The 15,690-nt window shown below is 57.4% G+C and carries 2 protein-coding genes; both read left to right on the forward strand.

The window, feature by feature from the left end; all coding sequences use genetic code 11:
* Positions 1 to 674: 674 nt before the first annotated feature.
* A complete protein-coding gene (locus tag LJU29_RS08365; RefSeq protein WP_257112046.1) occupies positions 675 to 15,077 on the forward strand; it encodes a two-partner secretion domain-containing protein in 14,403 nt (4,800 codons plus the stop codon).
* Positions 15,074 to 15,619: a hypothetical protein gene (locus LJU29_RS08370; protein WP_257112049.1), complete on the forward strand. Its 546-nt coding sequence runs from the start codon at positions 15,074 to 15,076 to the stop codon at positions 15,617 to 15,619. The genes LJU29_RS08365 and LJU29_RS08370 overlap by 4 nt, the downstream gene beginning before the upstream one ends.
* Positions 15,620 to 15,690: the final 71 nt, after the last annotated feature.

The following is a 15,690-nucleotide window of genomic DNA, read 5'->3' on the forward strand; positions in this document are numbered from 1 at the left end:
TCGGCTATGGCTCGCCGCAATTTTGGGCGAATAAAGGTGCGCTCAGCGAAGAGGCATCCATGCCAGTTGGTGCCAACACCCTTATCCCGTTAATTCCGCACTCACGGATCCGTGCCGAGGGTGGCAGATGACTGCTATTCCTGCTGCGGCCTTAATATCAAGGCCGCGTAGAAGGCAGCTCCACTGAAAGCACCTCCGTAAAAAATGCTTGTGAAGAAGTCGGGACCGCCGTCGGCTGGGAGGTGTTGGTGTTTACGCCAGCTTCAACAGTGGCAAAGACAGCCTATAGCGTGAAGGCAAGTGCCGGTCCCCTCAAATAAATCCAGGTTTAAATAAAGTTCAATAAACCGGATACATGGTCGATACAAATATTTGACGCCATGATGGTGGCGTTCTAGTATTGCCTGCCTTTTTGATGTCGATCTGCCACTTCTGGGGTGGGCTTTGTATATCAGTAGCTCGGAACTGCAATGCTTTCGGTTGCCGTCATGGCCATTTCTCTGCTTGTGGCTACTGCGCTGGGTGATATGCCCTGCTTGAAATATCTTGAAAATGACCTTCGCGTGCTCCCAGCAACGTCCTGATGTGACCGAGCGCGAAGCGCCGATCTATTTTCGTATGGACTTCTTTCTTTAGTCAGACCGCTTTCAACTTCCCGCTCTGAGGTCGTTTACATGGACGTTCACCAACTGGCTCTGCTTGCTCGTCAGCCTTCTGCTGTGCTGATTGAGCGCCAGTCCTTTTGGGGAATGCCCAAACGCGGTCTCGCGCTGATCCTGGCCAATGCCCTGTTCTGGCAGCCGCTGCTGGTTCAGGCCGAAGGCATCGTGGTCAGTGGGCCGAATACCAGCCTGAATCAGGCCGGCAATGGCGTACCTATCATCAATATTGCCGCGCCCAATGCCACCGGCCTGTCGCATAACCAGTATCAGCAGTTCAACGTCGACAGCCAAGGCGTCATCCTCAACAACTCCACGAATCAGACCCAGAGCACCCAACTGGGCGGAATTATCGTTGGCAACTCCAACCTGCGCGGTACGGCCGCTACCACCATTCTTAACGAAGTGGTCGGGGCCAACGCCAGCCAGCTCAGGGGCTACACGGAAGTGGCCGGGCAAGCGGCGCGGGTCATTGTCGCCAACCCGTATGGCATCAGTTGCAACGGCTGCGGTTTCATCAATACCCCGCAGGTCACGCTGACCACCGGTAAACCGGTGCTGGATGCCAACGGGCAGTTGCAGCGTTTCAATGTGCAGGGCGGCAGCATATCCATTGATGGCGTGGGGCTGAACGCAGACAACGTCGACCAGTTCGACATCATCACCCGCAGCGCGAAGATCAATGCCGAGCTGCACGCCAAGCGCCTCAACATCATTTCCGGTCGTAACGATGTCGACGCGCAGACCCTCAATCCCACAGCCCTGCCTGATGACGGCAGTGCCAAACCGGAACTGGCCGTCGACAGCTCGGCGCTGGGCGGGATGTATGCGGGCGCGATCCGTCTGGTGGGCACCGAGGCAGGCGTCGGGGTCAGGCTTGCGGGAAATCTTGCGGCCAGTGGCGGTGATATCCAGATTGATGCCAACGGCCATTTGAGCATGACGCAGACCGCAGCAAGTGGCGCCGTCACGGCCAGGGCCAACAGTGCCGAAGTCAACGGCCCGGTCTATGCGGGGTCGTCATTGACCATGAGCACCGCGGGCGATCTCACCACCCGGCAGAACGTCGCCGCACGCGATGCGCTGAGCCTTTCCGCAGGCGGACAACTCAACAACTCGGCGGTGATCGAGGCGGGCGTCAATGCCGACAACAGCCGCAATGGTTCGGGTGATGTAACGCTGTCTGCCAACGGGTTGACCAACAGCGGCAGCATAACCGCCAGTCGCGCCTTGCAGGCCACCATTACCCAGACCCTGAACAACCAGGGTGCCACACTGAACGGGCAGTCCAGCACACGCATCGTGGCCACAACCGTCGACAATCGTCAGTCAGGCCGGATTCTGAGCCAGGGCGGCACTGTCGACATCAATGCGTCTCAGGTGCTCAATAGTCAGAGCGGGCTGATCAGCAGCAATGGCGCTATGACCATCGCCGCCGGTTCTCTGGACAACAGCCAGCAAGGCAAACTGTCCAGTAGCAGCGCTTTGTCCGCCCGTATTTCCGGGCCGTTGCTCAACCAGCTGGGGCTTATCAGCGCCAATGGCGATCTGCTGCTCAACGCGGCAAGCGTGGACAACCGCAACGCAGAAATCTCCAGCCTTGGCAGCCTGACCTCGACCGTCAGCCAGTTCGACAATCGCGAAAAAGGCCGCCTGCTGGCCAATGGCGCGTTACAGCTGACGTCCGACCACCTGAACAACCAGAACGGCTCGGTGGCAGGGCAGCAGGGCGTACAGCTGAACCTGGGGCAACTGACCAATACCGCCACCGGCAGCGTTTACGGCAAAAACAGTCTGAACCTGGCTGTCAGCGGCGCGTTGAACAATGACCAGGGCACACTGCGCAGCGATAGCACCCTGGAGGTACGTGCGGCGTCTCTGAGCAACAACACCGGCAGCATCACCAGTGCCAGCACGGCGTCAGTCAGCACGAGCGGTGCGGTGGTCAACCGCGGCGGGCAGATCCTAAGCGATTCAACCCTGACGCTGACCAGCGCCAGCCTGGACAACAGCCAGAGCGGGCGTATCGCCAGTAATGGTCTGACACTCACCACTGGTACCTTCGATAACCATCAGGACGGCCGCCTGACCAGTACCGGCGCACTCCAGCTAAATGCCGGGCTGGTCAACAACAGCGATGCCGGTCGCATTGCCAGCGCCATGGCCCTGACTGCCGTAGTCACCGGCCTGAATCAGACCAACGATGGCCGTCTGTATGGCAACAGCGATGTCAGCCTCGACCTGAGCAACGGCCTGCTGACTAACCAAGGCGGCCTGATCAATGCGCCGGGCCAGTTACTGCTGAAAAACTTGAATGTCGTCAACAACCAGAGCGGCAAGATATCCAGCGCCAACGGTTTCACGCTGGCGGCCACTTCGCTGGACAACACCGAAGGTTCGGTGATCAGCGACAAAGCCTTGATCGTGCGTGTCGCCCAGTTGCTGACCAACCTGCGCGGCCTGATTTCTGCCACCGGCCTCAATCTGAGTGCTGCAACGCTGGACAACCGCAACGCGGAGCTCTCCAGCCTTGGAGAGCTGACCGCAACCGTCGGCCAGTTCGATAACAGCGGCAAGGGCCGTTTACTGGCCAATGGTGCGTTGCTGCTCAATGCCGACAGCCTGAACAACCAGAGCGCTGGTGCCGTTTCCGGCCAGCAGAGCGTGCAGTTGAACGTCGGGCAACTGATCAACACGGGCGGTGGCAGCGTCTACGCCAAAAACAGTCTGGGTCTGAAAGACACGGGCGTCCTCAACAACGATCAAGGGATATTGCGCAGCGATGGCATGCTGGCGTTGAGCGCCGCTTCTCTGGGCAATACTGCCGGTAGTATCACCAGCTCCGGCGTCTCGTCCCTGACGGTCGATGGTGCCGTGGTGAACCGCGGCGGGCAGATTCTCGGCGATTCAACGCTGGTGCTCACCAGTGGCAGTCTCGACAACAGCCAGAACGGTCGCATCGCCGGCAAGGGCGTGAAGCTTGTCACCGGTGCTTTTGACAACCAGCAAGGCGGCCGCCTGACCAGTACCGGAACCCTCCAACTCGATGCAGGGTTGGTCAACAACAGTGACGCCGGTCGTATTGCCAGCGCCATGGCCCTGACCGCCGTGGTCACCGGCCTGAATCAGACCAATGATGGCCGTCTGTACAGCAACAGTGACGTCAGTCTCGATTTGAGCAATGGCGTGCTGAACAACGACGGCGGTCTGATTACCGCGCCGGGCCAGTTGCTGCTGAAAAATCTCAATGCAGTCAGCAACCGCAGCGGTGAAATTTCCAGCGCCAACGGCTTCACCCTGGCCGCGACGTCGCTGGACAACACCGCTGGCTCGGTGCTCAGCGACAAAGCGCTCATTGTGCGTGTTGATCAACTGCTGACCAACCTGCGCGGTCTGGTATCTGGCAACGGTATCGATCTGGCGGCCAATGAGCTGAATAACAACAGTGGCAGCCTGAGCAGCGATGCCGACCTGCTGGTAAACGTCACTGGCAAGCTGTCGAGCCGCAGCGGTGAGCTGACCAGCGCCGGTAACACGACCCTGAATGCGCTGAGCCTCGATAATGCCGCTGGCCAGGTCATGGCTGACCGGTTCCTGAAACTGGTGATCACTGAAACCATCGGCAATCAGGCCGGAACGCTGGGCGCAGGGCAGGGTATCGACATCGGTGCTGCGAGTCTGGACAACCGCCAGTCCGGTGCACTGGTCACAGATGGCCAACTGACTCTGAAAGTGACCGGCGCACTGGACAATCGCGCGGGTGGCAGCCTGCAAGCCAAGGGCTTGATGGACCTGTCGAGCAAGACGCTGGACAACCGCGGCGGCCGTATTGCCGCGCAGAACCTGCTGATCGTGCATAGCGACAGCGTGGACAACCGTGGCGGTTCGATTCGTGCCGAGAAAGGCCTGCAGCTGTTCGTCGATGCCCTCGACAATAGCCAGACCGGCCTGAGCACCACGCAAAAAGGCCTGATCAACAGCAATGCCGGTCTTGAACTGGTCGGCACGCGTCTGGATAACCAGAACGGTCTGCTCAACGCCGCTGGCCTGATGCAGTTGCAGGTCGACAGCGCTCTCAACGGCAGCGGTCGTATCGCCAGTCAGGCCGACATGGTCGCCAATATCGGCAGTCTGACCCAGCAGGGTGGCGAACTGGTTGCGCAGGGCAATCTGACCCTGACCGGCAAAACCCTCGACAACCGGTCGGGCGGCCTGGTGGGCTCTACAAAAGCGCTGAAAATCGAGGTTGCCGACATCGACAACAAGGCCGGTGAACTGTCCAGCCAGATCGGTGTGGACATCATTGGTCAAACACTCGACAACAGCGATGGCGGCAAGGTCCTGGCCGGTACTGCACTTGGGCTGACCGTGGCGCGCGTGATCAACCTCAACAAAGGCCTGTTGTTCGGTAACACCCTGCGTCTCGACGGTACCCGCCTGGATAACGCAGGCGGTACGCTGGCCAGCCAGAAGGACCTGAACATCAGCCTGTCTGGCGCGCTGGACAACACGGGCGGCCTGCTCAGCAGTGAGTCGGCCATGACGGTCAGCGCTGCTTCCCTGCAAAACGCCTCGGGCAGCCTCTCCAGCGCTGATGCCTTGAGCGTCACCACCACCGGGGCTTTGAACAACCAGGCGGGTTCTGTCACCACCGACGCAACACTGATATTGACCAGCGCCAGCCTGGACAACAGTCAGGCGGGCAAACTGGCTGGCAAGGGTGCCACGCAGGTCACCACCGGCACGTTCGACAACAGCCAGGGCGGTCGTCTGACCAGCAGCGATACCCTGCGATTGACGGCAGGCAAGGTCATCAACCAGAGCGCCGGACGTATTGCCAGTGCGCTGGCGTTGACGGCCAGCGTCACCAGCCTCGACCAGCAGGGTGGTGAGCTGTTCAGCAACACCTCGCTGAGCCTCGACCTGAACAACGGCCAGTTGAACAATCAGGGCGGTTTGATCAACGCCCCCGGCGTGTTGCTGCTGAAGAATCTCAACGGCGTGGCCAACCAGAACGGCGAAATTTCCAGTACACAGGCCTTTACCCTGAACGCCAACAGTCTCGATAACAGTGGCGGCAAACTGCTCAGCAGTCAGGCCCTGACGCTGATCATGAACAAGGCGCTGAGCAACATCAAAGGTACGATTTCCGCCGCCGCGTTGAACACTCGCAGCGACAGCCTGGACAACACCGAAGGCTTGATCAGCAGCCGCGCAGGCCTGGACCTGATGGTCAATACCGCCCTGACCAACGTCAAGGGCACGCTGATTGGCGACGGCGATGTGACGCTGAGTGCCGCGACAGCAGACAACGGTCTCGGCCAGATCGCCAGCAAACAGAACCTCAACGCACAGATCGGCAGCCTTCGGCAACTGGGCGGTCAGATGCTTGCTCAAGGCACATTGACCGTGCGCGGCGACGCGCTGGACAACCGTCAGAACGGTTTCATTGGCGCAACCCAAGCCCTCGATATCAATGTCACTACTGTCGATAACCGTGGCGGTGAACTGTCCAGTCAGGACGTGATTACCCTGACCGGCCAGCAACTGAACAACAGCGACAGCGGTCAGGTGCTGGCACAGAAAGCCCTGACGCTGAACGTTGCGCAGATCACCAACCGAACCAACGGTCTGCTCTCCAGTAAAGCCGGTCTGACGCTGGTGGGCAGTACGCTGGACAACACCGGTGGCGCGATCAGTGCCCTTAACGCTCTGGGTATCGACCTGTCTGCAGCGCTCGATAACACTCAAGGCCTGATCAGTAACGAAGACGTCCTGACGTTGAAGGCCGCCAGCCTGACCAACACCGCAGGCAGCGTTTCCAGCGCTGGAAAACTGACCCTCGACAGCACTGGGGCGATCAGCAACCAGGGCGGCAAGCTGTTGACCGATGGTGCGCTGGACCTGAAAAGTGCCAGTCTTGATAACAGCCAGAAAGGCAATATCAGCGGCAAAGGCCTGCTGACCCTCAAGACCGGGAATTTCGACAACAGCCATAGCGGTCGCGTCAGCAGCAGTGATCGTCTGGACCTGACGACCGCACAACTGACCAACAGCGATGGCGGCAGCATCGGCAGCAGCCAGGCACTGACCGCGAGTGTCAGCCGCCTGAGTCAGCAGGGCGGTAGCCTGTTCAGCAACACCTCCTTGAGCCTGGACCTGAACAACGGCCAGCTCGACAACCAGGGCGGTTTGATCAACGCGCCGGGCGCACTGCTGCTGAAAAACGTCAACGAGGTTCTGAACCAGAACGGCGAAATCTCCAGCGCTCAGGCGTTCACCGTCAACGCGCAACAACTGGATAACAGCGGCGGCAAACTGCTCAGCAACCAATTGCTGACCCTGCGCATCGCCCGTGCGCTGACCAACGTCAAAGGCATGATCGCCGCAGCCGGTGTCGACGCCACCGCCAATACCCTCGATAACACAGGCGGTACGCTGACCAGCCGCAACAATCTGGACCTGACGGTTACCGGCCTGCTCACCAACCGCGACAAAGGCCTGATCAACGCTGCTCAGGCGCTCAAGGTGGGCGCGGCCAGCCTCGATAACCAGAACGGCCAGGTGCTGGGCGGCACCAGCCTGATCCTCAACGCCACATCGATCAACAACACCGCCAAAGGCCTGATCAACAGCACCGGCACCCTGAACCTGACGGCGGGCAGCCTGGATGCCGGCAACAGCGGCGAAGTGTCGGCCACGCGCGACATGACCCTGGTCCTCAATGCACTGTCGCTCAATGGCGGACGCGTGATGGGCGACGCCGGTTTGTCCATCGACATGCAAGGCAACGACCTCAACAACCTCGGCGGTTTGATCACGGCAGACGGTTCGCTGACCCTTAACCGCATTCGCGACCTGAATAACCAGTCTGGCGAGGTCTCCAGCGCACAGAGTTTCAGGTTCGATGGCCGCACCCTCAACAACAGTAGCGGCAAGCTGATCAGCAGCAACGTGCTGACAGTCAACGCGACCAACCTGCTCAACCAGAACGGCCTGATATCCGGCTGGCAGGGCCTGAACGTCTCTGGCAACCGCCTCGATAACCGTACCAACGGCACCTTGTCCAGCCGCAACGGCAACCTTGTTACAACCCTGACCGGTGAATTGCTCAACGGCGGCAACGGTGCGTTGGTCAGCCAGAACACACTGAGCGTTACCGCTGACAGCCTCGACAACAGCGGCGGCATCCTCTCCAGCGGAACCGGTCAGACCCTGACCGTCGCGGGCCTGCTGAACAACAGCCAGAACGGCCTGATCGACGGTGGTGCAGGGCTGACCATCAAAGCCAATGTCCTGAACAACGCGGCCGGTAACCTGACGGCCCAACAGGGTTTCAGCTTCGAAGGCAGCAGCCTCGACAACAGCGCCGGTAACCTGAGCAGCAAGGCCGATATGACACTCGACCTGCTGGGCAGCCTGACCAACACCAGCGGCAAGCTGGCCAGCGGCGGTAACCTGCTGTTGCGGCGCAGCGCGGCGATCAACAACCAGGCCGGGCAACTGATCAGCCAGAGCCTGATGACCCTCAATACGTCCGGGCAACTGGACAACCGTAACCGCGGCACTGTTGCTGCCAACAACACACTGAAAGTCGTCGCGGGTGGCAGTGTCCTCAACGATGCTGATGGCTTGATCTATAGCCAGAACGCCGATGCGCATTTGAATGCAGCGAGCCTCTCCAACGTTCGTGGCGCGGTACAGAGCGTCGGCGCACTGGTTGTCGATGTCGCTGATACTGTCGACAACCAGAACGGCCGGATCATCGCGCAGAACGGCGACCTGAACCTGACCGGTGCCAACCTCTACAGTCAGGGCGGAGTGCTGTCCAGCCTGCAAGGTCTGTTGACCGCGAAACTGGCCGGCGTGCTGAAAAATGGCTATGACGCCAATCGTCAGGGCGGTGTCATTCAGGCGCAACGCCTCAACCTGACCGCGCTGGGCGGCTTCGACAACTACGGCGGGCGAGTCTCCGCACGCACCGGCGAAGCGCTGATCACCACCCCGGGTTTCGACAACCGCAACGGCGGCCTGTACGCCAAAGGCCTGGTGCGGGTCAACGGTGGCAACTTCGACAACAGCGGCGACAACGACGGCCAGATCGCTGGCGGCCAGGTCGAGCTGAACCTGAGCGGCGCACTGAACAACCGCTTTGGCATCATCGAAAGTGACAGCACTCTGGCCGTGACCGCTGCCAGTCTGGACAACCAGACCGGACAACTGCGTGCGCTGGGCGGTGGCGGTGGCGGTGCCACAAACTTCCAGATCGGTAACCTGTTCGACAACCGCAACGGCACCCTGGAAAGCGCCAACAGCGACCTGACTCTCAACGCTGGCAACTTCCTCAATGGTGGCGGGTCGCTGCTGCATACGGGTAATGGCACGTTTAATATTTCTACGGCCAACGTCACCAATGCTGGCGGCAGCGTCGTTACCCGTGGTGGTTTGACACTTAGTGCTGACAGCTGGACCAACAGCAGCGTGATTCAGGCCGGGCGTTTGACGGTGAATGTCGGCACCTTGAATCAAACGGCGGGCGGGCAGTTGCTGGCGTCGAATTCGTTTAGTGGGAGTGGGGGGAACTGGACGAATGATGGGGTGATTGCGAGTGATGGCGGGGTAGACATACGTATTGGCGGGACGTTTACCGGTAGTGGTAGGACTTCTAGTGTCGGTGGTATGTATCTGTCTGCTGGACAACTGAATCTGAACGGCGCCTCGAGCATCACGAGTGGTGGTAACAGCGAAATCAATATTGGTGGCCAACTTACAAATAGCGGACGCCTGACCTCAGCAGGCGATTTAGTCGTGAATGCTGGTGGCATTGCCAACTACGGAACCCTGGGCGCTGCGCAAAACCTGACGCTTGCAACGCCGTCCCTCACTAATGATCGAGGTTTGATTTTTAGCGGCGGCGATACAACGCTGAGTGTTAATAGCTTTACCAACCAGAACGGTGACCTTTACAGTCAGCGAGCGCTATTTATCAAAGGCTATGGTGGCGGAACTCAGGCTAATGATGTTTCGAATATATCCGGGTCAATAGAAAGTGGCGGGACCCTCACCATCAATTCAGGAAGCTTTACTAACCGTACCTCTGACGCAGGTGGCGCTCAAGGGTTTGCTGTAGGTCGTACGCTGGTTTCCGGATTTATCGCCGTACTTTGTAATGATTGCAGTGGCGATCATTACAATGTTGATTACATTGCTAGAGAGTTTTACGAGGGTGGGCAGGATAACGACACCTCAGCCTCCTCTCTGCTGACCGCTGGAGGCGATTTCGTTTTCAGAGGCGGTGATTTCCTCAACAGTAAAAGCACCATCAGCGCGACGGGAAACATCGACATTCAGGCCAATAGTGTCAAAAACCTGGGTGCTGTCAGTGGCAGTATCGAGCGCACACGTACCTATAATTCCGGCAGGGTAACGGACGGTACGGTCAACCGGTTCATGCCTCAGGTAGTTGCTTACAATCAGCGCAACAACCCTGATTTCCCCTATGTTTATTATGTTGATGCGGCTGGTGGCTTGAGCCTGGGCATTGCCTCGTCCGTGACGACACGTGAGCCAGGGCGTGATGGTGGCACGATTAAAACGGTGGTGGTCAAAGACAAGTCGACCGGAAAGGCAGTTACCAATACGCTCACCGGTTATGGCTACGGTGGGACCAGCCCGCAGTCTCAATATGACCGTAACAATCTAGTACAACTGCCTGCAGGTTTGGAAAGCTACGCACTTATCAGTGACGTTGAAGTCGCCAAAGATGGCAGCGGTAACGGCGGACGCAGTGCAGTCATTCAAGCGGGCGGAAATGTATCCATTAATGCCAAGCAGGATCTGCAGAACAGTGTCATTCACCAAGACTATGCAGGCAGCGCAGGCACCAGCAAGGTTCAGGACACGCGTACCTCCGGCACTGGCGCCACAGTTATCAGGATCAATGCCCAGCTCCCCCCCGACCTGGCCCAACAACAAGTCAACCCACTAAGCCTGCCAGGTTTCAGTCTGCCCACCGGCCAGAACGGACTGTTCCGTCTGAGCGGCCAGACCGGCACCGCAGCCGCTGTCGCCCAACCCGTCGGCCTGCCACAAAGCTGGACCATGGGCGGCGCGGCCGTATCCGTCGCGCAACGCGAGCATACCGTTTCCGATGCGCAGGCAAGCACCATCCAGATCGGCTCGGTAGGCCAGATATCCAACGCCACCCGCCAGCTTGCTTCGGTGATACGACAAGGTGCTGGCGTGAGTGCCAATGCATCCTCCTTCGACGCCAGCGCGCCAGGTGCCGCGCCCATAGGCGGATTTGTACTACCCGGTCATACCTCTGATTCCGTAGGTGTCACCAGTGTCGACAGCGTTACAGGCATTGCAACTGGCAATCAGGGTAACGGCGCTTTGCTGCCTGTTCAGAACGCTGGCTCTACATCTGGCATTCCGCTCATCACTGCCGTTTCTTCCGGCAGCTCGGCTGCTCAGAATGCCGGAATGGTGCAAGGCGCTCAGGTCAACAAGGCCGGTCAGGTTGTAAATGGGACTCAGGGTAACCCGCTCAGTGCGGTCAATCAGGCTCCAACAGGTGCCCAGTCAGGCGCGACTGACGCCGTTACCCAGGTTGTCGTAAATACTCAAGGCGGTCCGGTCATTTCTGCTGTTCGCGACCCTGTCGCTGCTCAGGTCAGCCCCGTCACCGCCGCTGTTTCAAGCACGGTGGTTACGCAGAATAGCCCTATTAGCGGCTCCAGTATTCAGCCCGCCATAGTGGCGCAAGCCAGCGCGATCACGCCGGTCGTGTCTGCCGCAGCACAAACCGTTACACGAGTGCAGGGCCTGCCCAGCAGCTCATTCGTTTCCAAACCGCAAAAATACCTGATCGAAACCAACCCGGTCCTCACCGAACTCAAGCAGTTCATGAGCTCGGATTACCTGCTCGCAGGTCTGGGCTACGACCCGGAAGTCAGCGCCAAGCGCTTGGGCGACGGCTTGTATGAACAACGCCTCGTTCAGCAGGCAGTCGTGGCCCGCACTGGTCAGGCCTTCATCGATGGGCAAACCTCCAACGAGGCGCAGTTCAAGTACCTGATGAACAACGCCATCGCCAGCAAGCAGCAACTGAACCTGGCTGTCGGCGTATCGCTGAGTTCACAACAGGTCGCAGCGCTGACCCACGACATCGTCTGGCTTGAAGAGCATGAAGTGAATGGCGAGAAAGTGCTGGTGCCGGTGCTGTATCTGGCACAGGCCGACAATCGCCTTGGTCCGACCGGGGCATTGATTGCGGGTAACGACGTCTCACTGATCGCCGGCCAGAACCTCGACAACGTCGGTACCTTGCACGCCGCCAACAACCTCTCGGCAGTCGCAGGCAACAACCTGATCAACACCGGCCTGATAGAAGCCGGCAACCGGCTCGATCTGCTCGCGGGCAATGATCTGATCAACACCGCTGGCGGCATCATCAAAGGTCGCGATGTTTCACTGACCGCGATCAACGGCGATGTGGTCAACGAACGCAGCGTCACCTCGATGGACAACAGTGCACGCGGTCAGCGCCACAACGAGTTCGCCGACAGCGCCGCGCGCATCGAAGCTGCCAACGACATGAGCATTTCGGCAGGCCGCGACGTCATCAACAAAGGCAGCGTGCTGGAAAGCGGTCGTGACATGAGCATCCAGGCCGGACGCGACGTCACCATCGCCCCGACCGAAGTCACCAACAGCCTGTTCTCGGACAGCAAACACAACAGCAGCGACATCACCCAACTGGGTTCCACTGCCAGTTCCGGACGCGACCTGACCGTTCAGGCCGGACGCGACATCTCCGTCATCGCCAGCCAGATCGATGCCAAACGCGACATCGCCATGGCCGCGACCGAAAGCCTCACCATCAGCTCTGCGGCGGACGAAGAACACTCCCTGTCCAAAAGCAAAAAACTGACCCGTCAGGAAGACCACGTCAGCCAAATCTCCTCCGATATTGATGCCGGGGGCAGCGTTGCCTTGCAGGCGGGCCAGAACCTCTCCGTGATCTCCAGCCGTATTACTGCGGGTAAAGAGGCGTACCTGGTTGCCGGTGAAAACCTCGACATCTTGGCTGCGCAGGACAGTGATTATTCGCTGTATGACAAAAAGAAGAAGGGGAGTTTTGGGGCGAAGAAAACCAAGCGTGACGAAATCACTGATGTGAAAAACATCGGCAGTGAAATTACCACTGGTGGTGATTTGCTGCTGTCGAGCGGAGGCGATCAGAAGTATCAGGCTGCGAAGCTGGAGAGCGGTAAGGACCTGACGATTCAAAGTGGTGGTGCGGTTACGTTTGAGGGGGTGAAGGATCTACATGACGAAAGTCATACCAAAAGCAATAATGATGCTTTCTGGACTTCCTCAAAGGGTAAAGGCAATACAGACGAGACACTTCGTCAGACGCAGATGTCTGCTGAAGGAAGTATCGCGATTAAAGCTGTTAACGGGCTGACAATCGATGTCAAGCAGATAGACCAACAGACGGTTAGTCAATCTATTGATGCGATGGTCAAAGCTGATCCACAACTTGCTTGGCTAAAACAGGCTGAAGCGAGAGGCGATGTTGACTGGCGACTCGTGAAGGAGGTTCATGAGTCTTTCAAGTATCAGAACTCTGGATTGGGCCCGGCTTCGCAATTGATCATTGCAATTGCCTTGGCAGCTGTCATGGGGCCAATGATGGCTGGCATGAACTCGATGCTGCAGGCGGGCGCCATCAGTGTCGCTACAAAGGCTACTGTCAGTACGGTTGACAATAGAGGCAACCTTGGGAAGGTTGTGAAAGATGTTACATCCAAGGACAGCATCAAAGGCTATGCGGTGGCAGTTGCGACAGCGGGTGTGGCCGATGGTCTTGGATACAAGCCGAGTGAGTTGGGGTTCGATTCGGCAAGTGCAAAAACCATCGCCGTAAAAGTAACGGCTGACGCAGTAATCAAAACAGCCGTTTACGGCGGGAGCTTTGCGGATAACCTGGCCAGTTCGGCAGTCGCTGCCGCGGCCAGCATAGGTGGCGCCAAAGGGGCAATGGCGATAGGAGATCTTGAGTTAACTGAAGGAAGCATTACCAAGATTCTCTTGCACGCAGGCCTGGGTGGCCTGCTAGCCGAAGCCATGGGTGGTGATTTCCGCGCCGGAGCTATTGCCGGTGGTGCAAACGAAGTGTTGGTCGGATTGCTGGGGGATAAGTTACTTCCGTCAAACCTTGTCAAGGGAACGCCCGAGTATGAGCAGGCGCAGGCCAATCTTCTTGCTTTGTCGCAAATTGTCGGCGTACTAGGCGCTGCCGCTGGGAATTCGGATGTCGGCGTCTCTGCTGCCGTATCCGCTAATGCTGCCCAGTACAACTGGCTATCACACGCTGAGATTCGGGATGCTGATAAGGCTCGGGCTGCCTGTGCGACGGCTGGTGGTGACGTTGGTGCTTGCCAAGCAAATGTCACTCGTGCAACGGATGAACTGGACAAGGCACGAGACTACGAACTGAAAGAGCGTAAACGTGCAATTCAGCTCCAATCTTTTAAAGATGGCGGCTGGACTCTGGGCGAATACAACAAGGCTTTGTTTGACGATTATTTTGCCAGCAAAGGCGTAGATCAGAGTCAGGTCACGTTTGACGGGTACGCTCCTGCAAAAACGTTGGGCTATATGCTTTCCGAACGGGGCCTTGGCAGTGTCAATCAGGCCTTGGAATGGCCTACTAAGGCTGCTGCCAGCGCCGTAAATTTTGCCAGTCACCCGTACGACACGGTGGTAGGGATTGGTCAAAATATCTGGTCCGCAGCAAGCTCTGTGGTGGATTGGGCAACCAGCCCTATACCGGCTCAAGGACTTGAGCGTGCAGGGGATAAATTACTGGCGCAATCCGACCAGCAGGCAGGTGGGTTGATATTTGACGTCGCCAGTGGTTTGATCACCGCAGAAATTGGTGGGTTTGCGGTCAAGTGGGTTGGAGGGAAGTGGGTTAATGCTGAGGGTATTGCAGCTGCACCTAAAGGCACCGGTGCTTTTCTTGAGGGGAGTTCGGGGGGCAGCGGTTTCGGCAAGCTTGCCGATCGAGATGTTCTTGTCTCTAATAAAGGTATAGATATCGTCGAATCGCATTTGAAACAATTTGGTGATGTACCAGAGAATACTTTGATGATTGAGCGTTTGCGAACCGCGCTTTCTGAAGGGAAACCATTAAATGGTGCTGACTCAAGTTTTTATATTCATGAGTTATCCGAGTCGACGATGATGAAGAAAGGGCTCGATTATGATGCAGCTCATCAAGGTGCGCTGAATAAGTATCAAGTGTCGGGTTACAGTGTTTATCATCCGGATGTAATAAGGGCGATCAATTCTCGCGAGCCTGGTTCATTTAATACTAACTGGTTGCAGTTTTGGAGTGGTCAGTGATGATAGAAGGTCGTACTGGAAAGTTTGGAAAGTTTCGTTTTTGGTTTGACGAACCTCATGCTGCCTTTTTTGGAAAGGGAGTCGGGAATACGGGCTGCTCATTTTTAAATGGGAGCAGCAGCTATGCTCGTCGTAACTCTATGATACTTGAGGTCATGATTCCCAAAGGTGCGCGCTGTTTATATGGGTTACTGGGTGTGAGTTACAATCCGTCAAGTGACGTATCTATTCGTGCGGGTAATGTGATTCAGTCCGTAACTCAAGAAATATATGATGATTCATTGGTTGGTGATTTTGATGTCGTAAAGGTTGGCTTGCCTAGCGAGTATATGAGGGCATCTTTTTCTGGATTGAAGCGGGGTGCTTTGAGTGATCTGCAATTAGATGTACAATTTGTTGAAATTTGTTATGGTGCATATGGCGCGGTCTCTTCCAGTGAGCTGATCTTTGAGCGTATTGGGGCCTCTTTGGCTGGCCTCCTGTCTTTAAAGGGAGATGGTTTTACTGAAGATTCAGTTAGGTTTTTTTTAGCGCTCGATTAATAATTTATAATAACCATTACGTTATATCTTTCAGATAACGCAGTACATGGACATAATTGGCGACATCATCA

It is taken from the genome of Pseudomonas ficuserectae (assembly GCF_024584585.1).
Taxonomy (GTDB): domain Bacteria; phylum Pseudomonadota; class Gammaproteobacteria; order Pseudomonadales; family Pseudomonadaceae; genus Aquipseudomonas; species Aquipseudomonas amygdali.